This window comes from Ottowia cancrivicina (genome assembly GCF_029813755.1).
In the GTDB taxonomy this organism is placed as follows: Bacteria; Pseudomonadota; Gammaproteobacteria; order Burkholderiales; family Burkholderiaceae_C; genus Ottowia; species Ottowia massiliensis.
Genome location: NZ_JARVII010000011.1, coordinates 45680 through 65003, shown reverse-complemented (window position 1 = coordinate 65003; position 19324 = coordinate 45680). Strand labels below are relative to the sequence as shown.

Here is a 19324-nt window from a genome sequence, read left to right as displayed (position 1 = left end):
AAGAAGCAAATCAAGCGCAAGAAGAAGGGCGCGAGCGCCCCCCCTTCACAGCCGCACGGCCGTGCCGCTCACAGCACCACATTGACCAGCCGCCCCGGCACGACGACGAACTTTTTGGGCGTGGCGTTCGCGCCAGCGAATTTGACGAAGGCTTCGCTGGCCAGCGCGGCCTGTTCAATCTCGGCCTTGCTGGCGCTGGCGGGCACGGTGAAGCGGCCGCGCAGCTTGCCGCCCACTTGCAGCATCAGCTCGATTTCGTCGCGCTCCAGCGCCTGGGCGTCGGGGCTGGGCCAGGGCGCGTCGATCAGATCGCCCATGAGCGCCTCGTAGCCCAGCTCGCGCCACAGGGCGTGGGTGATGTGCGGGGTGGCCGGGTAGAGCACGCGCAGCAGGATGCCGAAGGCTTCGCCCAGGGCGAAGGTGTCGCCTTCGCTGGCCGCGCCATCGCCGTCGCCCTTGAAGGCTTCGATGGCGTTGAGCATCTTCATCGCACCGGAGACCACGGTGTTGAATTGCAGGCGCTGGTAGTCGTAGTCCACCTGGCCGAGCACGGTGTGGATTTCGTGCCGCAGCGCCCGGGCTGCCTTGCCCAAAGCGGCGGGGGCGCTTGGCTTGCCCGCTTGCGCCAGTTGCGGCAGGGCAGACAGGCGCAGGCCGCAGGCCCACAGGCGGCGCAAAAAGCGGTGGCTGCCTTCCACGGCGGTGTCGTTCCACTCCAGCGTGGCCTCGGGCGGCGCGGTGAACATGGTGTAAAGGCGCGCGGTATCGGCCCCGTATTGCTCGATGAGCGTTTGCGGATCGACGCCGTTGTTTTTGGATTTGGACATGGTGCCCACGCCTTCGTAGTCGATGGGCGTGCCGGCGGGCAGCTCGCCGTCGGCGCTGGCCACGGGCTTGACCAGCCTGGCGGCCACTTGCTTGCCGCTGGCGTCCAGCACCGGCTCCACGTCAGCGGGCCAGAAGTATTCCTTGCCGCCCTTGGCGGTGCGGCGGCTGTAGATGTGGTTGAGCACCATGCCTTGCGTGAGCAGGCGGGTGAAAGGCTCGTCGATGCGGATCAGCCCCAGATCGCGCATGGCTTTGGTCCAAAAGCGCGCGTAGAGCAGGTGCAAGATGGCGTGCTCGATGCCGCCGATGTACTGGTCCATCGGCATCCAGTGCGCCGCGCCGCTGCCCACCATTTTTTCGTCATCGTGCGCGTCGCAGTAGCGCATGAAGTACCACGACGAATCCACGAAGGTGTCCATCGTGTCCGTCTCGCGCCGGCCCGGGCCGCCGCATTGGGGGCAGCGCACGCCCGCCTGGAAGGCAGCGCTTTTGGCCAGCGGGTTGCCGCTGCCGTCGGGCACCAGGTCTTGCGGCAGCAGCACGGGCAGGTCTTTTTCGGGCACGGGCTGCGGGCCGCAGCTTTCGCAGTGGATGATGGGAATGGGCGTGCCCCAGTAGCGCTGGCGGCTGATGCCCCAGTCGCGCAGGCGCCAGGTGGTGCGTTTTTCGCCCAGGCCCTTTTCGGCCAGCAGCGCGGCCGCCTTGTCCACGGCCTGCTGGTAGGGCAAGCCGTCCAGCGGGCCGCTGTTGATGCACACGCCTTGCTTGTCGGCGTAGTCCGGCAGCCACTCCTGGGCTTCGGCGTGGCGCAGCAAGGCGGCCTCATAGGTTTCGCGGGTGAGTTCGTCCAGCGGCTGGGCCTGGTCTTCCAGCGCCCGCATGTAGTTCATCTCCACGGCGGAGAGGATGACTTTTTTGATGTCGATGCCGTACTTTTGCGCAAAGGCAAAGTCGCGCTCGTCATGCGCGGGCACGCCCATCACCGCGCCGTCGCCATAGCTCATGAGCACGTAGTTGCCCACCCACACTTCCACCCATTCGCCCGTGAGCGGGTGGCTGACGTGAAAGCCCGTGCGCACGCCCTCTTTTTCCTTGAGCGCCAGCTCGGCCTCGGTGGTGCCACCCTGCTGGCACTTTTCGATGAAGGCGGCCACTTCCGGGCGAAAGCGCGCGATGAGCGCCGCCAGCGGGTGCTCGGCCGCAACCGCCACAAAGGTCACGCCCATGAGGGTGTCGGCGCGGGTGGTGAACACATACAGCGGCCCGCGCGGCGGCTGCTCGCCCGCTGGCAGCGCGGGCGGCTGGCCGTCGCGCCAGGCGGCGGCGTCGTTCCAGTCGAAGGGAAAGCCAAAGCGCAGGCCCTCGCTCTTGCCAATCCAGTTTTCCTGCATCAGCCGCACGCGCTCGGGCCAGCCGGTGAGCGTGGCCTTGGGGTTGTCCACCTGCACATGGTCCAGCAGCTCTTGCGCGTAATCGGTGATCTTCAGGTAGTAGCCCGGAATCTCGCGCTTTTCCACCAGCGCGCCGGTGCGCCAGCCGCGCCCGTCAATCACTTGCTCGTTGGCCAGCACGGTCTGATCCACCGGATCCCAGTTCACCACCTGCGTCTTGCGGTAGGCGATGCCTTTTTCCAGCATCTTCAGAAACAGCCACTGGTTCCACTTGTAGTAGCTGGCGTCGCACGTGGCGAACTCGCGGCTCCAGTCAATGGCCAAGCCCATCGCCTGCATCTGGCCCTTCATGTAGGCGATGTTGTCGTAAGTCCACTTCGCGGGCGGCACGCCGTGCTTGATGGCGGCGTTTTCGGCAGGCAGGCCAAAGGCGTCCCAGCCCATGGGCATGAGCACGTTAAAGCCCTTCATGCGCAGGCTGCGCGTGATCATGTCGTTGATGGTGTAGTTGCGCACATGCCCCATGTGCAGCTTGCCGCTGGGGTAAGGCAGCATGGAGCAGGCGTAGTACTTGGGGCGGCGGCTGTCTTCGCGCACACGCCAGGCCTGGCTGGCCTGCCAGTGCGCCTGGGCGGCCTTTTCAATCTGAGAGGGGTCGTAACGGTCTTGCATGATGGGGCGCGATTGTAGGAGCGAGGGCTTTTTGCTATCAGAAAAATAGCTGTCCGCGCCCGTTTCACGGGGACTTCAGGCCGATTTGGCTCTGAAAATCCGCTGGCGGCGGCGCAAACGCCACGCTCTGAACAGGCTCTCACGGCGCCTCTTGCCGCGTTGCCTCCTGCAAGCGCCCGCCCTGCATCACCAGCACGCGGCTGGCGCTGGCAATGGTTTCGGGGCGGTGGGCCACGATCACGCGCGTGACGGGCAGGCGGCTCACGGCCTCGCTCACCTGGCGCTCGCAGGCCACATCCAGATGGCTGGTCGCCTCATCCAGAAACAAAAACTGCGGCTGGCGGTAAAGCGCCCGCGCCAGCATCAGACGCTGGCGCTGCCCGCCGGAGAGAGCGCTACCCATGTCGCCTACCAGACTGTGGTAGTTCATGGGCATCGCCATGATTTCGTCATGAATGGCGGCCAGCCGGGCGGCTTGCTCAATGCGATCGGGCTGAAAACCGGGGTCGAAAAAACTGATGTTTTCGCCAACGCTGCCGGCAAACAGGCGATCGTCCTGCATCACGCAGCCCGTCAGGCCGCGCACGCGCGCCGCGCTCGCGGGCTGCATCAAGTGCCCGCCGATGCGAATGCTGCCCGCCGTAGACGAAAGCAAACCCAGCATCAGCTTGAGCAGCGTGCTCTTGCCGCAGCCTGAAGGGCCAACGATGGCCACCGATTCGCCCGGCTCAATGCGAAAGCTGCAATCCTTCAGCAGCCACGGCTCCCCTTGCGCATGGCGGAACGACAGGTTCTCCACCTCTATGCCCGCTCCTGCCAGCGCCGTCAGCGGCGGCAGACTCGCGGGCGCTGGCGCATCCGCCCAAGCCCCTGCTGGAACCTCCTCATGCAGCGGCCCGTCCTCTGGCTCGGCCAGCATGATGTCCGCCAGCCGCTGTGCATGCAGCCGCAGCATCCTGAACTCAATGCCCTTGTCAATCAGCGCCCCGGCGCGCGTGGCGAACTGGTCTCTGTACGAAAGGTAGGCTATCAGCATGCCCACCGAAAACACGCTGTCCAGCGCCAGCAGTGCGCCCAGCCAGATGACGGCGATGCGCTCCACGCCAAAAACCAATTGGCTCGCGCTGCCAAAGCCCAAATTCATGCGCGCCAGCCGCACATCCTGATTCACCGTGGCCACCATCAGGTTTTCATAGTCGGCGCGGCGCAGCGGCTCCTGGTTGGCCACCTTCACGCTCTGCATGCCGCGCAGCGTTTCCAGCAAATGCGTCTGCTGGCGCGCGGCGGCCAGCAACTGCTGCTCCGTGCCATCGCGCAAGGGCGCGAAAGCCGCCAGCCGCAACCCCGCGTACAGCGCCACCGCCAGCAGCGTCACCAGCGCCAGCTTCCAGCTGTACACCAGCATCAGCGCCAGCGTCACGGCGGCCATCAGGCCGTCAATCAGCGCTTCGACAAAGCTCGTGCTCAGGGTTTTCTGAATGGCCTGCACCGCACCCATGCGCGAAGTCACATCGCCCACATGGCGCTTTTCAAAAAACGCCATCGGCAGCCGCAGCAAGTGGGCGAACACCCGCCCCGCCCATTGCAGCCCCAGGCTGGACGAGAGATGAACCACCGTCCACCCCCGCAAAAAGCCAATGCCCAGCTGCACCAGCAGCGCCAGCCCGAAGCCCAGCCCCAGTACCGCCAGCAAATCACGGTCGGCAGACACCAGAACATGGTCCACCACCCATTGCATATAAAAGGGCGCCAACACTACAAACACTTGCAAGGCCGCCGAAAGCAGCAGCACTTGCGCCAGCGCTCCCCATAGCCCGCGCACCGGCCCCGTCAGCTGCCGCAGCGAAACCGCAGGCGCTGCCCGCTGCGGCCTGAACTGCGGCGCAGGCGCAAGCTCCAGCGCCACGCCCGTGAAGTGGCGCGAAACCTCCTGCAAATCCATCTCCCGCCGCCCCGAGGCCGGATCCAGCAGCACCGCCTTCTTGCGCCCCACGCGCGCCAGCACCACGAAGTGATTCAGATCCCAGTGCAGGATGCACGGCAGCTTCAGCCGCCCCAGGTCTTGCATCTCCAGCCGCAGCTCCCGCGCGTTCAGCGTTCAGCCCCAGCTGCTGCGCATGCTCAATCAGCTGGTTCAGCCGCAGCCCTTTGAGCGAAAGCGGAAAGCGCCGCCGCATCTGCGGCAAATCCATATGCAGGCCGTAATGCCCCGCCACCATTGCCAGACAGGCCAGGCCGCATTCGGCGGCCTCAGACTGGATCAGCGGCTTCATGCGCCCGCCCCGAAACCGCCCTGAGCGCGGACGCGCCTGACTGAATCAATCGCAAACATCACGCACAGGGCGAACGACAGCACGCCCAGCGCCCAAACAGCTTTCGCCTGCGGCGCGCCAGCCAGCCACACCCAAACGCCAAAAAACATATTTGCCGAAAAATGCGCCAGCATGGCCGCCCACAAATGCCCCGTCACCACATAGAGCAGCGAGAACAGCAAGGCCGCAAAAATATAATCCGGCCTGAAATGAATGGCGGCAAAAATGACGGCGGAGACCCCTGCTCCTGCAAGCAGGCCATATTTTGCGAAATGCCCCTGCAAGTATTTTCTGTAAATCAACTCCTCCCGCACTGCGCCCGTTGCCAGCATCAGAACCAGCGGCCAACCCCATATCTTTTGTAGCCTGACGGCGTCTTCGTTGATCATCTCCTGGAATGCGCCCATATCCATTCCGCCCGCAACAAAATAAAAGGCATCATCAATCAGCCCCATGCCACTCTTGATGGCGATGCCCGCCATAATGCTTCCCGCTGCAAGCATTGCCATGTCCTTTCCGGTAAAAACTCTTTTTTCAGGGCGCCAGGCGAACAGTTTCCCGCCGCTGACATGCCTGTAAACCGCCAGGAAAAACAAAAGTCCAGCCAGATTGCCAATTGCCTGGGCGACATGACGGCCCACAGCATCTTGCAAGCCCACGCCAATCAGCACGGCAACCATCAAATGCAGAATATAGAGACAGATTATTCGCGCGTTGCTCATGGGCAATTTTTCAAGGCACTCTTCCTTCGGTTCCCATCCGCACGGCAAGGATCAACGCCATGATGGTGCTCCAGCCAATGCTTTTGGCGATATTCATTCATATTGCCTGTCCGGGTGAGCTTGAGGCGGCTGAAATAATTATCCATACGACAGGAACCATGTTCCATGCCCCATGAATAATCGAACGATCAACGACGCCGCAGTTTTTATATATGGCAAGCCAGGCCAGCGCCAGCCCGCCAGCAAAGGCGCTGGCCTCGTTTCCCTTGTGCACAAGGGCAAAAAGCACCGCCGTTATGGCAACGGCAGAAATGTTCCCCGTCAATCTCGCCAGGCCGCGCAGCAGCAAACCTCTGACCAGTTTTTCCTCATAAAAAGGAATGAGCGCGACCGTATCGACAAATACAAGACCTATAAACCAGCCCGGGACGTTTTCATCCACCGATCCCACAATGCCCCCTGAGGCGGCAACATAAACAAAACTGGCCAAAGCGCCTGAAGCGAACAGTTTTAGCGCCCTGCCTGCTTGAGGAAATTCCAGCTTTTCCTTCTCCAAGATAAACATCATTGCAGTGACGGCCAGCAGTGTCAGCATACTGACGACTTGCCGCATGACGCCAGTTTCGCTCCAGCTTATTACGATGGAAGGAACGATACTGAAAAATAAGGCTGAAAGCACTTTCAGCAAAGCCTGTCTTCTTTTGGGCTGGAGCGGTTCCATCACTATCACACAACGTCGAGATGAAATATAAAATCAACCTTCAATATCGCAAACAGAATAATATTGGCAATATAGCAATTCAATTAAAGAAGGTCCCAGCAATTTTCGGCCGGAACCTTCGTTGTCTTGGCAACCAGAAGGCATTGTTACCTTGCTGCTTCTGGTGTTTGAGCATCGCAAAACCACCCGACGTTCTCGCACCACCATTCCCTGATATCACTCCATGGCACTTCGCAATAGACCCCGCCGGGAATGCTGATTCCACAGGTTGCTTCACCTCCCGTCACAATTGCAAGTTCATTTTGAGTCAATTCGCGCATTTTGTGCTCCTTTCGATTGAAATGGCACAAACCCGGCGCCTTGGGACTGCCAGAACACCCGGCAATTCTTTGAATATGCATTGATGTCTCACGCAGGCAGGAGAAGAAAGAAAACATGCAGGTCAAGAGCAAAGTTATATGCGCCATGCGCCACTGCCCGCTCGATTGCGCCTATTCTGAAATACAGGGCCATGCAGGCCAATATCACCGCATAAACTGACATTGCCATTTCATTTCCCTTGTGGGCAAGCCCAAAAATAGCGGATGTCAAGAGGATGGCCGCCAAACTGCCTGCAATGACCTGAATGCCCCGCAACTGCAAGCTCCGGCACAGCTTTTCCTCATATAAAGGAGCAAGCACTGAATTGTACAACACGACTACAATATAATAGAACCAGGGAATGGAAACCGGATCGCCATTGATTTTAATATTACCCATGAAAAGAGAAAACACGGTGGCCGCCGAAACGCCGCCCAGCGCCATGAACAGCAGGTTTCTCGATGTGATTTTTCTGGCGTCTTCCTTTTGCAGTGCGAAAACAAAGGGAATGACAATGAGCAGCGAAATGCAGCTGGCCACATTCCTACCCATGGTTTCCGTGAGCGAACGGCCGATCAGGTTGGGCACGATCATGAAGACCACTGACATCACAATCCAGAAAATACCTTGCATTTTCGGATGCGCTTGTCCATACTCATGCGCCCATTGGACAACAAATTTAAATGGTTTTACAATGAAATGCGTCATACCAAAAGCATCATGAATATCTCAAGAAATGGATGGGCGGCTTCTGCGCTTTGACGTTTGCTCAGGATGCTGCTTCTGATCCTTGGACATAAATATCAAGAAAACAAATGAATTCATGTCGGCCTGTAAACTGAAGAAGGCTTCCGCCACAAATGACGGAGCCTTCAATCTCCTATTAATCAGGGATGTTGCTGATTAATTCTGCTGTAATTTCTTGGATCCTGCTCAAATATCAGCCATGTAAAACAGCACATAAAATCCTATTGTGAAGTTGTATGCTCCATGAATGATGGAGCGCTCGAACGCGCCCATGCGCATGCATGTCGCCGCCCACGCCAGCACGACGCCATAAACAAACGTCAGCCACTCATTGCCGCGATGAGCTACGCCAAACAGAAACGACGTGATGATGATGGCTCCCAGGCTTCCAGTGAATTTCTCAAGCCCCCTTAGAAACAATCCCCTCACGATTTTTTCTTCGTACAACGGAATAATCAACGAGATGTTCATCAAATGTAAACAGTAATACATCAACAAATTCACCGCGCTTGTGTCGCCATTCACATTGATGCGACCTTCTCTATTGAAGCAAAGCCACAGCGCAGCAGGCAAAATACCTGCCAGCGCCAGCATGGGTATTCTGCGGCCCATGAATTTCCTGCATTGCTCTTTTTGCAGCACGAATAGGATGGGGATGGTGATTGCCGTCACCGCGAATTCGGCAATATTTTTCCCCGTAAATTTCCACATGAATTTAACGATTTCGTTCGGAACAATGGTCAAGATAGCCGTCGAGATGATCCAGAAAATGCTCTGCATTTTCGGATGCGCCTGCCCATAATCCCTTGCCCATTGAATGGCGGCGCCTGTTTTATGAACGAGGGCATTTGTCATTCCGCATTCCCCACTTTCCCCGCCACTGAATAAAGCGGCTCCACCAGCCATTCGATGAGGCGGCGCTTTTCGCCCATGATGTCGGCGTCCAGCAGCATGCCGGGCTTGAGGTTTTCGTGGCGGCCGTAGGCGGTGATGTACTGCCGGGGCAGATCCACGGTGATGCGGTAAACCGGCTCGTCGCCTTGATAAACGGATGAAAGGGCCTGCAATTCGCTGCGGGTGAGGGCGCTGCGGCTGATGCTGGCCACGCGCCCGGTGTGGTGGCCAAACTTCTGGTACGGATAGGCCTGGTAGCGCAGCATGACTTTGTCGCCCGGTTCGATGAAGCCAACGGCGCGGCTGGGAGCGAGCAAGTGGGCTTGCAGCGTGCCCTGGCCGGGCAGCAGGCTGAGCAGGGGCTGGCCCGCCTGCACGGCCTGGCCCTGGCGCACGAGCTGGGCGGCGATGACGCCCGCCACGGGCGCAGTGACGGCCAGGCGGTTGTCCATGCGCACCTGCACTTCGCTTTGCTCCAGTTGCGCCATGTCACGCGCGTGGTTGGCGCGGGCGGCGGCGCGCTGGCTGGGCAGCTCGCGCAGGGCCTGTTCCAGCTGGGCAAGCAGGCGGCGGGTGCTGGCGGCTTGCCGCAGCAGGGTTTGCGTTTGCGCTTCGTGCTCGAAAACGGCGGATTGCTGCTCTTGCACGCTGACGGCGCTGGCGGCTCCGGCTTTTTCCAGGTTTTGGTAGCGGGCCAGTTTTTCGCGGGCCAGGCGGGTTTGGCGCTGGCGGGTGGCGGCTTCGGCTTCGATTTGCAGCAATTCGCGCCGGGCGGCGTGCAGTTGTTCGTTCAGGCCGCTGGCTTGCTGGCGCAGTTGCTGTTGCTGAGCGTCTTGCGCGGCTTGCAGGCTGGCTTTCTGCTGGCGGATTTGCTGCTCCAGCGCCGCGCCGCCGTTGCCGCTTTCAGGCATGGCGCGCGGGGCCTGGATGATGGCGAGCGCCTGCCCCGCGCTGGCGGCGTCACCTTCGGCCGCGTCCAGCCGCTCAACGATGCCGGTGACAGGGGCAGGCAGCGTGACCACGCCTTGCAAGGGCACCAGCTGGCCCGCCACGCTGGCGCGGCGCGTGTAGCTGCCCAGCAGGAGAAAGGCGACGATGGCCGCTGCCATGCCCGCCGCCGCCAGCGTGAGCAGCCACGCGCCCAGCGGCTGGCTGATAGCGATGCCGCCCAGCCGGGCGCTGCGGTGATTGCGGATGACTTCGGGGCGAAACAGCATGGCGGCAATGCGTAGGCGTCAGGAAAATGGCGGGCCGCATGCTACAAGCAATAAGAATTCTTATCAATAAATAATCAACGGAGACGCTGGCGCGCGGGCGGCTTGCCCGGTTCATGCCGTCTGAAAGGGGCTGGCCGCGCGGCTGACGGAGCCAGGCGCTTTTTGTCGGATGTGCCCGTGGCTTTGCCAGGTGGGCAGAGCGTGTTGCCTGCCCTGATTTAGCTCTTTTATTCATAGCGCAATGTCCTAGTGAACACTGCGCGGAACGGCATTTCTGCTCCCTTGAATCAGGCATGCGCCATTCGCGTTGACTTGCGGGTTTTGAAGCAAGGGCTGAGAAGCTGTTCAGAGGAAATTTGCCGCCGAAGCCTGAAGGCGACCTTGCCGCTTCCATCTCGCAGGCTGGCATAAAAAAGCACCGCCAGAAGGGGCGGTGCTTTGCAGACGGAAGCGCCGCTGCTACAGCAGCATTTTGGCCAGCAACAGGCTGAACGCCAGGCTAAACGCCAGGCTGAGCAGCCCTGGCAGCATGAAGCTGTGGTTGAAGATGTAGCGGCCTATGCGCGTGGTGCCCGTGGTGTCGAAGTCGATGGACGCGATGATGGGGCCGTAGTTCGGAATGAAGAAGTAGCCATTGACGGCCACAAAGGTGCCCACCATGATTTCCGGCGGCACGCCCAGGCCCACGCCCACGGGAAACAGCGTGGCGACTGTGGCGCCCTGGCTATTGACCAGCACGGAAAGAATGAAAAGCGCGAAAGCGAAGGTCCACGGCGCGCTTTTCACCAGCCCTGAAACCAGCTCTTTGACTTCGCCCATGTGGGCGTGCATCAGCGTGTCGCCCAGCCAGGCAATGCCGAAAATGGCAATCACGGCGCGCATGCCGGCGTGGAATACCGAGCCGCGCGTGATGGCCGTGCCGTCGGGCCTGCAAATCAGCAAGATGAGCGCGCCTGCCGTGAGCATGACAATTTCAATGGTGTGCGCCATGCCCAGCGGTTTCAGCTTGCCGCTGGCGTCAGGGAAAAACGGGCGCAGGCTTTCCACCGAACCCATAATGACCACCAGCACGGCGGCAATCAGGAAAATACCCACGGATATTTTGGCGTTGCGGTTGCCGGCGGCCGTTTCCGAGGCATTTTGTTCCTGCTGCGATTCAATCATCTCCAGATAATCCGGATCGCTTAGCCGTTTCTGGTAATGCTCGTCGTCCTTGAGTTCCTTGCCCATTTTGTTGACGAAAATGCAAGCCAAGCCAATGCCGAGAATGGTGGAGGGTATGGTGACCATGAGCACATCCAGCATGGTGATGTGGTAAGGCTCCAGAATGACCAGCGCAGATACCACGGCGGCTGCGATCGGGCTGGCCACAATGGAAAACTGCGAGGCGATGACGGCCATGGACAGAGGGCGCTCGGGCCGCACGCCGTTGCGGCGGGCCACTTCGGCAATGACGGGCAGGACAGAGTAGGCCACGTGTCCTGTGCCCGCAAAAATGGTGAATACGTACGTGACCGCTGGCGCAATGAAGGTGATGTGTTTGGGGTTCTTGCGCAAAATGCGCGTGGCCAGCCGGATCATCAGGTCCAGCCCGCCTGCGGCCTGCATGGCGGCGGCGGCGCAGACCACGGCCATGATCATCAGCATCACGTCGATGGGCGGGCTGGTGGGCTGGAGCTGGAAGCCGAAGGTCAGCACGGCCAGGCCCAGCCCCCCGAAGACGCCCAGGCCGATGCCGCCAGCCTGCGCACCCACCAGAATGCACAACAAAACAATGACAAACTGAACAATAAACAGCGTGGACATGACGTCTCCAAACTATCAACGACTGCCAGCGCACACCTGCGCGCTAATTACCGACACACGGAATGCATTAATGGCCCGCATTTTCCACGGACGCCGTGACCGCACAAATGACCATAATGAAGGCGGATTCTAAACCTGGCGCGGCAGCCGGGCGATGAAAAAATATGGATTATGTTGTTCTGGCAGGCGCCATTCTCGTGTTTCATGACGCAGGTCAGAGAATTGGCGCCGGTTTTCAAACTGCAAACGGGCCAGGCCGGCCAGATAATGCAGTTTCTGCTATTAGTAATGGCGCACGAAAAGGCGCGGCAAATGGGCTGCCGCGTGAGGCGTGATGAAGCCGCCCATCAGGCGCCGCGCTTTCGCCGCGCCTTCACGGCTTCGGCCAGCTGGCGCAGCACGGGCGCAGTCTGCTGCCAGCTCAAACAGGCGTCAGTCACGGAAACGCCGTGTTGCAGGGGCTGGCCGGGCGTGATGTCCTGGCGGCCTTCGTTCAGGTGGCTTTCGATCATCACGCCGGTGATGCGGCGCTCGCCAGCGGCGATTTGCGCGGCCACGTCGGCGGCCACGTCGATTTGGCGGCGGTGCTGCTTGGCGCTGTTGGCGTGGGAGCAGTCAATCATCACTTGCTCGCGCAGCCCGGCCTGGGCCAGAAGCTGGCAGGCAGCCTGCACGTCGGCGGCGCTGTAGTTGGGCGCTTTGCCGCCGCGCAAGATGACGTGGCAGTCCGGGTTGCCGCGCGTTTCAAAAATGGCGGCCTGGCCCATCTGGGTCATGCCGATGAAAGCGTGGGGCGCTTGCGCGGCCACGATGGCGTCGGCGGCCACTTTCACGCCGCCGTCGGTGCCGTTTTTGAAGCCCACGGGGCATGACAGGCCGCTGGCCAGCTGGCGGTGGCTCTGGCTTTCGGTGGTGCGCGCGCCTATCGCTCCCCAGCTGACGAGATCGGAAATGAACTGCGGCGAGAGCAGATCAAGAAACTCCGTGCCCACGGGCAGGCCCAGCGCCAGCACGTCCAGCAGCAGGCGGCGGGCCATTTGCAGGCCGTCGTTGATGGCGTAGCTGCCGTCCATGCGCGGGTCGTTGATGTAGCCCTTCCAGCCCACGGTGGTGCGGGGTTTTTCGAAATACACGCGCATCACCATGAGCAGCTCGCCTGCCAGCGCGTCCGCTTCGGCCTTGAGCCGCTGCGCGTATTCCAGCGCCTGCGCGTGGTCGTGTATGGAGCAGGGGCCGACGACGGCGATGAGCCGGTCGTCTTCGCCGTGCAGCACGCGGGCGATGCCGGCGCGGCTTTGTTCGACCAGGGCCAGCGCGGCGTCCGGCGCGGGCAGCCACTCTTGCAGCAGCGCGGGCGTGAGCAGCGGGCGCACGGCGCGCATGCGGATGTCGTTGGTGCGGGTGGCGTCCTGGGTGTGGGAGGGCATATGCGTTTTCCGGTCAAGCCAAAGAGATGGCGCGAGATTACGCCGTCCGCATTTGTCAGAGCCTGTTTGCAAGCTGGCCGGGAGGGGCGAAAGCCAAGGAGCCAGGATGGGCCGCAAGACGCAAACCGCAGATGGGCCTTACTCCTCCCTTGCTGCCCGGCAAGGCGCCTCAGCCTGCTTGTGGCCGCGCTTTTAACGCCCCTGGATGGGTTGCAGGCAGGCTTCCAGATCAGCTCGGTAGCCCAGAAACATCAGAAACAGGAGCAAATTCAGGGGGCCAAAAATGCCGTTCTGTGCTCTTTGCACTAGGACGTATAGCTATCTTTTCAGGAGCGTTTGTGGTTTGGCTCAGCTGTTGTGCCTGGCTTTTTTTTCAACGGCATCCATGAAGATGGCGGCCACGTTGATGCCGGCTTGCTGGTGAATTTCCTGAAAACAGGTGGGGCTGGTGACGTTGATTTCGGTGACGTTGCTGCCGATGATGTCCAGCCCGATGAGCAGCAGACCTCGCGGAGCCAGGCGCTGGCCGATGGCCTGGGCAGTGGCGCGGTCGGTGTCATTGAGCGGCTGCGCTTCGCCCCGGCCTCCGGCGGCCAGGTTGCCGCGCACTTCGCTGCCTTGCGGAATGCGGGCCAGGCACCAGGGCACGGGCTGGCCGTCAATGATGAGCACGCGCTTGTCGCCGGCCTTGATGGCGGGCAGGTACTTTTGCGCCATGACGGTGACGGCGCCGCCGTGATTGAGGGTTTCGATGATGGAGCCGAGGTTCAGGCCGTCAGCCGCCACGCGGAAGATGCCCATGCCGCCCATGCCGTCCAGCGGTTTGAGGATGATGTCGCCGTGTTCGGCGTGAAAGGCGCGGATGGCTTCGGCCGATCGCGTGACGAGCGTGGGCGCGATGTATTGCGGCCACTCCATGATGGCGAGCTTTTCGGGGTGGTCGCGCAAGGCGCGCGGGCGGTTGATGACGCACGCGCCCTCGCGCTCGGCCTGCTCCAGCAAGTGCGTGGCGTAGATGTATTCGGCGTCAAAAGGCGGGTCCTTGCGCATCAAAACGGCGTCAAACGCCGTCAGCGGCTGCACGCTTTCGCCCGTGATGTCGTGCCAGACGCCGGCTTCATCGCCCGTCAGGCGCAGCGTTTGCACGCGGGCCGTGACGCTTGCGCCGCGCTGCCATTGCAGATGGCGCGGCTCGCAAAAGGCGATGCCGTGGCCGCGCGCAGCGGCTTCGCGCATCATGGCGAAGGTGCTGTCTTTGTACGTTTTGAAGGTGTGCAGCGGATCGGCGATGAAGAGCAATTGCATGGGACGAGTCTTTCTGGAGGCAGGGGACCTCTTTTTTACTGATCAGGCCGTTGCCAGATCCACAGCGCCACGGCCAGCATCACGGCGGGCACGCCCAGGCGTGCGGCCAGCGGCAGGCCGGTGAACTGGAGCATGACGCTGCTGCACAGCATGGCCAGGGCGGCGAACCACTTGGCGGAGCGTGGGATGGCGCGGCGGGCGCGCCAGCGCACGATGTAAACGCCAAACAGCGGATGCGCGAGCATCCATGCCTCCAGCCGGGGCCAGCCCTTGCCTGCCGCCCAGGCGGCCAGCAGCACGAAAGGCGCGGTGGGCATGACGGGCAGCATGACGCCGATGATGGACAGGACGATGCCCAGCAGCGCCAACGCGCGCCACAACAAAACCGTGACCGAGGTTCGCTGGCCGGCGCTGGAGGAGAAAAAGTGTTGCGAATCAGAGGGCATGGCGTGGGCTGGGCGGGAAAACCGGGCGAATGTAATCCATACCCCTAGACCCCAGCTGGCTGACAGGAAACGAGAATTTGCAACGGAATTTGGGCGGCATTGCCTGTGTCCGCATCACCGGTATCAATGCTTACATCCGTCACTCAAGCAGGCAGCGAAAAACATAACCCCCACTGGTAAGATGCGGCGATTTTTTCCCCTGCGCAGTCTTCATCCATGCCTTCCGTCTCCCCTGCCAAAGCGCCTGCCAGCTTTGAAGTCAAGAGCGCCAGCTTGCCGCTGGTGGGGCTGCTGCTCAAGTCAGCCGGGCTGGATGCGCTGGCGGCGGATTTGCGCCGCCACTATGGTTCCACTCCCGATTTTTTTGATCACGACCCGCTGCTGATCGACCTCTCGCCACTGGTTGCCAGCCAGCCCGGCGCGGAGCTGGATTTTGCCGAGCTGCTCAAGCTGCTGCGCCAGTACAAGATGGCTCCCGTGGCCGTATGCGGCGGCACGCCCGCAATGATGGAAGCCGCCCGCGCAGCCGGGCTGGCCTGCGCGCCTGATGCGCGCGTGTCACATCAAGCCGCGCGCCCCGCCCCGCGCCCTGCGCCAGCCAGAACGGCCGAGGCGGCCTTCGTTCCCAGCACGGCCATGATGGTGGATCGCCCCGTGCGCGCGGGCGTGCAGGTGTATGCCAGAGGGCGCGATCTGATCGTGAACGCTGTGGTCAATCCTGGCGCGGAAGTCATTGCTGACGGCCATATCCACGTCTACGCCCCTTTGCGCGGCCGCGCCATCGCTGGCGCTCATGGCGACGCCAAGGCGCGCATCTTTGCCATGGCCATGGAGCCGGAGCTGGTGGCCATTGCGGGCGTGTACCAGACCGCCGAAGCGGGCCTGCCGCAAGGCGTGCGGGGCCGCCCTGCGCAGATCCATCTCAGCAGCAGCGATGCCGGGCACAAGCTCGTGGCTGTCGCCATGTAAACGAAATTCACCTTTTCCAGCAAAAACAGTTTTCCGCAAAGAAAGACCTCTGAAGATGAGCAAGATCGTTGTCGTGACTTCCGGCAAGGGCGGCGTGGGCAAGACCACCACCAGCGCCGCGTTTTCGTCGGGCCTGGCCTTGAAGGGTTTCAAAACCGCCGTCATCGACTTTGACGTGGGCCTGCGCAACCTGGATCTCATCATGGGCTGCGAGCGGCGCGTGGTGTACGACTTCGTCAACGTCATCCAGGGCGATGCCACGCTCACGCAGGCGCTTATCAAAGACAAGCAGTGCGAAAACCTGCATGTGCTGGCCGCCAGCCAGACGCGCGACAAGGAGGCCCTCACGCAGGAAGGCGTGAAAAAAGTGCTCGACGAACTGGCAGAAATGGGCTTTGACTACGTGGTTTGCGACTCGCCCGCCGGCATAGAAACCGGCGCGCTCATGGCCATGCACTACGCTGATGAAGCCATCGTGGTCACCAACCCCGAAGTCTCCAGCGTGCGCGACTCCGACCGCATTCTGGGCATGCTGGGCAGCAAAACCCAGCGCGCCATCGACGGCAAAGAGGCCGTCAAGGAGCACCTGCTCATCACCCGCTACAACCCGAATCGCGTAGCCGACGGACAGATGCTCAGCCTGGACGACATCCAGGAAATTCTGCGCATTCCGCTCATCGGCGTCATCCCTGAAAGCGAGGCCATCCTGCAAGCCTCCAATCAAGGCCTGCCTGCCGTTTATCTGGAAGGCACGGATGTGGCCGAAGCCTACAAAGACGTGGTAGAGCGCTTTCTGGGCGAAGAGCGCCCGCTGCGCTTTACCGAAGCGGAAAAGCCTGGCTTCTTCAAGCGCCTGTTCGGAGGCAAATAAGCCATGTCCCTGCTCGATCTGTTCTTTGGCGAGAAGAAAAAAACCGCCTCGGTGGCGAAAGAGCGGCTGCAAATCATCCTGGCTCACGAACGCGGCGAGCGCAGCGCCCATGCCCCTGACTATCTGCCTGCGCTGCGCGCCGAGCTGATCGCCGTCGTCAAGAAATACGTGCAAATCAACGACAGCGACATCCAGATTCACCACCAGGGCAATCTGGATGTGCTTGAAGTCAAGATTGATCTGCCCGACACCCGCCCCGGCAATTTGGCTGGGCCAAGCGCAAGCTGATCTGCTGCGCTAACGGACTGAGGCATCAGCCAGCCTGACCTCAGCGCCTTCCGGCGCGGAGACGGAATGCCCTGGGACTTTTCCCCGCGCAAACTGCCAGTTTGCGCGTGAGCCACCTTGCATGGCTTACTGGCCGCCCCGCTACAGTGGCGGGGCGCATCCTGCATCTGCGCTGAACTGCTGGAGCAAGCCTGGGGCAGTGCTTGCGACAGCTTTGATTGCACGGCAGACACCCACGTCAAGCCCCTGCGCGCCCTTGCCGCTTGCGCACCAGTTTCTGGTGCTGCGACTTAAACGCTTCCTGTCATAAGAGCCTGTCCTCAAACCCCAAGTGAATAGCAAAATCCCCATATACCCAAGCGGTATGACCGACGCACAGTGACATGTGCTGACCAAACACTTTGCTGAATGAACCCAAAAGGGTGTCCCGGGCGCTGCGCATCCGGGATCTGCCCGCACGCTTACCTATCGGAAAGTGCTTTTGCACAATCTCACACTATTCATCGGTCATGTCACTTACTTGGATACATGACGATCGTTTGCCGTAAATTTTCTTTACGTCTACGGCCAGACCTTGAACAGGTCCTGGAAACCTCAAGAAAAGGCTTTTTGCAAGACGCCTGCGCCGCCGGGGGCGCGGCACTCAAGCTGGCGCGCCCTTTTCCAGAATCCACTGGATCACCACCTTGGCAATAAAGCCCAGCATGCCCAGCGCCAGCGCGAGAAAGAGCACGAAAGTGCCGAACTTGCCCGCCTTGGATTCCCATGCCAGCTGTCCAATGACAAACAGCATGTAAAGAATGAACGCGCCCACGCCAAAGGTGAGGCCGAACCAGGCAATCTGCTCTTCACTGAAACCGAACATGGATGGGCGGGCAAGGAATGAAAAAGGCTGCGGAGCTTACGGCATAGCCCCACGCCCGGCCTGCGCCGGGTATGAAAGCAGCGCATAAAAAAACCGCCCGTGGCAAGCCACCGGGCGGCAGGAGGAGCAAGAGGAGTCAAAGCATGAAAGCAAGCGGCCGGCAGGGGCCGCCAGCGTCAGCCGCGCGGCGGGCGGCCATTGGGGCCATCAGGCGGCATGGCGCAAGGGCCGCCGCCGCCCCTGAATCCGGCTTTTGGACCGCCCTTGCCGCCTTGGCAGCCGTCGCGTTCATCGCGTGATTTGCCATGCGGCCGGCCGTGCGGGCGCCCCTCGGGGCGGCCATGCATGGCGTGCTGGTCAAAGGCTTTTTGCTGTTCAGGCGTGAGTTGCGCGTAGAAATTCTTGATGGCCTGGTTGCGGGCGGCCATGCGAGTCTGATGCTCGGCCTGCATGGCTTGCATGCGGTCGAGCCGTTCAGGCGTCGTAAGACGCTCAAACTCGGCGCGGTCAGGGCGCTGGGCGGGCGGGGCGGGCGGCTGCATGGCGCTGGCGAATTGGTTCCACGCGTCTTCTTGTGCGGGAGAAATCTTCAGGCGCTCTTTCAGCGCGGCCATGCGCTTGGCGTGGCGCTCGGCCATGCGGGCATGGCACTGGCCAGCCTTGCCGTCGTGGCTGGCGGTTTTCTGGCGGGCCGCGCCATCAGCCTGGGCGGAGGCTTCGCCGGAAGCGGGCATTTGCGCCTGCGCCGAAGCGGCTGCAACGGCCATCAAAGCGGCCATCAAAAAAGGTTTGCGGTGATGAAACATGGCGGTTTCCTTTTAGAAGCTCCAACAGGGGAAGGGCGCCGTTGTCCGGCATGGAGAGCAAGTGTGGGTTGCGCATGTTTCGGGCAGTGCGCATGAGCGCTGAAGTTTTGTAAAGATGGCCGCCCGCCGCGTGGCCGGGCGACATGCCGCAGGGAATGAGCAGCGCTTCAATGTGGTGCCTGAGCGCTCCAAAGCAAAACCCAAACTCCGGTCCGAGCATTCCTGGGCCGACTCTGCGGATAAAAGAGTCACTCACACTGGTACGAAAGAAAGACAAAGACTTAATCTGCTCTTGAAACCATAGCTGAATGTCCTAGTGCACAAAGCGCAGAATGGTATTTCATACCCCTTTAATTCGCTCCTGTTTTTCAATTCATACGGGCAAGCAACACCGGCCCGGCAGCGCGGCTGGAGTCGTCAGCTGGTGGCGCACTAGCAAGAGAGAGATGCTTCATCGCCCCGTAGCCCCGCCAAGGCGGGAGCAAAGCTTGAAAAAAATGCACCTCCACACCTTGTACAAGCTGCTAACGGGCGAAGTGCGCTTCAGCACCACGGAAGCGGCGGCCTGAGTGGCTTTCCAAGCGCTATCGAAAAGTTGAGCCGGGGGTCAGCGTGGCCTCGGCTGAAGCATTCGCGAAGATTGCCTGTATTCGTCGCACGGTCAGACTTCTGGAATG

General features: G+C 61.2%; 17 protein-coding genes and 1 pseudogene. 3 read left to right on the top strand and 15 right to left on the bottom strand.

Features of this window, described 5'->3' with window-relative positions:
- Nucleotides 1–68: 68 nt before the first annotated feature.
- The 13 genes and pseudogenes from leuS to QB898_RS06835 form a co-directional block, all read right to left on the bottom strand.
- Nucleotides 69–2891, bottom strand: a complete 2823-nt coding sequence (gene leuS, locus QB898_RS06895) for a leucine--tRNA ligase (protein ID WP_279524346.1) — start codon at nt 2889–2891, stop codon at nt 69–71.
- Between the two features lie 139 nt (nt 2892–3030).
- Nucleotides 3031–4959 (bottom strand): peptidase domain-containing ABC transporter, encoded by a 1929-nt coding sequence (locus tag QB898_RS06890; protein ID WP_279524345.1) that lies wholly within the window; start codon nt 4957–4959, stop codon nt 3031–3033.
- A 94-nt stretch (nt 4960–5053) separates the two neighbouring features.
- Nucleotides 5054–5110, bottom strand: a pseudogene (locus QB898_RS06885) (hypothetical protein); the annotation flags it as partial.
- 50 nt (nt 5111–5160) lie between these two features.
- The gene (locus QB898_RS06880) at nt 5161–5925 is read right to left on the bottom strand and encodes a CPBP family intramembrane glutamic endopeptidase (protein WP_279524344.1); all 765 of its coding nucleotides are present in this window, start codon (nt 5923–5925) and stop codon (nt 5161–5163) included.
- A gap of 97 nt (nt 5926–6022) precedes the next feature.
- Complete coding sequence (locus QB898_RS06875; RefSeq protein WP_279524369.1) at nt 6023–6604, bottom strand: CPBP family glutamic-type intramembrane protease; 582 nt, start codon at nt 6602–6604, stop codon at nt 6023–6025.
- 188 nt (nt 6605–6792) lie between these two features.
- Nucleotides 6793–6966 (bottom strand): hypothetical protein, encoded by a 174-nt coding sequence (locus QB898_RS06870; protein ID WP_279524341.1) that lies wholly within the window; start codon nt 6964–6966, stop codon nt 6793–6795.
- 88 nt (nt 6967–7054) lie between these two features.
- Complete coding sequence (locus QB898_RS06865; RefSeq protein ID WP_279524340.1) at nt 7055–7714, bottom strand: CPBP family intramembrane glutamic endopeptidase; 660 nt, start codon at nt 7712–7714, stop codon at nt 7055–7057.
- 225 nt (nt 7715–7939) lie between these two features.
- Complete coding sequence (locus QB898_RS06860; protein WP_279524339.1) at nt 7940–8608, bottom strand: CPBP family intramembrane glutamic endopeptidase; 669 nt, start codon at nt 8606–8608, stop codon at nt 7940–7942.
- On the bottom strand, nt 8605–9864 hold the full coding sequence (locus tag QB898_RS06855; RefSeq protein WP_279524338.1) for an HlyD family secretion protein: 1260 nt from the start codon (nt 9862–9864) through the stop codon (nt 8605–8607). Before QB898_RS06855 ends, QB898_RS06860 begins: the two co-directional genes overlap by 4 nt.
- A 459-nt stretch (nt 9865–10323) precedes the next feature.
- Entirely contained in the window at nt 10324–11670 is a 1347-nt protein-coding gene (locus tag QB898_RS06850) for an anaerobic C4-dicarboxylate transporter family protein (RefSeq protein ID WP_050715224.1), read from the bottom strand.
- A gap of 347 nt (nt 11671–12017) precedes the next feature.
- Nucleotides 12018–13097, bottom strand: a complete 1080-nt coding sequence (locus tag QB898_RS06845) for a 3-deoxy-7-phosphoheptulonate synthase (RefSeq protein WP_279524337.1) — start codon at nt 13095–13097, stop codon at nt 12018–12020.
- Between the two features lie 348 nt (nt 13098–13445).
- The gene (gene gshB / locus QB898_RS06840) at nt 13446–14402 is read right to left on the bottom strand and encodes a glutathione synthase (protein WP_279524336.1); all 957 of its coding nucleotides are present in this window, start codon (nt 14400–14402) and stop codon (nt 13446–13448) included.
- A 35-nt stretch (nt 14403–14437) separates the two neighbouring features.
- Nucleotides 14438–14848, bottom strand: a complete 411-nt coding sequence (locus QB898_RS06835; RefSeq protein WP_279524335.1) for a YbaN family protein — start codon at nt 14846–14848, stop codon at nt 14438–14440.
- 216 nt (nt 14849–15064) lie between these two features.
- Between QB898_RS06835 and minC the strand changes: the two genes are divergently transcribed.
- The 3 genes from minC to minE are packed head-to-tail and all read left to right on the top strand — an operon-like array spanning nt 15065 to nt 16976.
- Nucleotides 15065–15817 carry a septum site-determining protein MinC gene (gene minC, locus QB898_RS06830; protein WP_050715228.1) on the top strand — a complete coding sequence of 251 codons (753 nt, stop codon included), beginning with the start codon at nt 15065–15067 and terminating at the stop codon, nt 15815–15817.
- Nucleotides 15818–15872: 55 nt separating this feature from the next.
- Nucleotides 15873–16688, top strand: a complete 816-nt coding sequence (gene minD, locus QB898_RS06825; protein WP_279524334.1) for a septum site-determining protein MinD — start codon at nt 15873–15875, stop codon at nt 16686–16688.
- Nucleotides 16689–16691: 3 nt separating this feature from the next.
- Nucleotides 16692–16976, top strand: coding sequence for a cell division topological specificity factor MinE (minE, locus tag QB898_RS06820; RefSeq protein ID WP_279524333.1), 285 nt, complete (start codon nt 16692–16694; stop codon nt 16974–16976).
- Nucleotides 16977–17619: 643 nt separating this feature from the next.
- Here minE and QB898_RS06815 read toward each other — a convergent pair.
- Entirely contained in the window at nt 17620–17841 is a 222-nt protein-coding gene (locus QB898_RS06815) for a DUF2788 domain-containing protein (RefSeq protein ID WP_050715231.1), read from the bottom strand.
- Between the two features lie 176 nt (nt 17842–18017).
- The gene (locus tag QB898_RS06810; protein WP_279524332.1) at nt 18018–18647 is read right to left on the bottom strand and encodes a Spy/CpxP family protein refolding chaperone; all 630 of its coding nucleotides are present in this window, start codon (nt 18645–18647) and stop codon (nt 18018–18020) included.
- Nucleotides 18648–19324 lie beyond the last annotated feature (677 nt).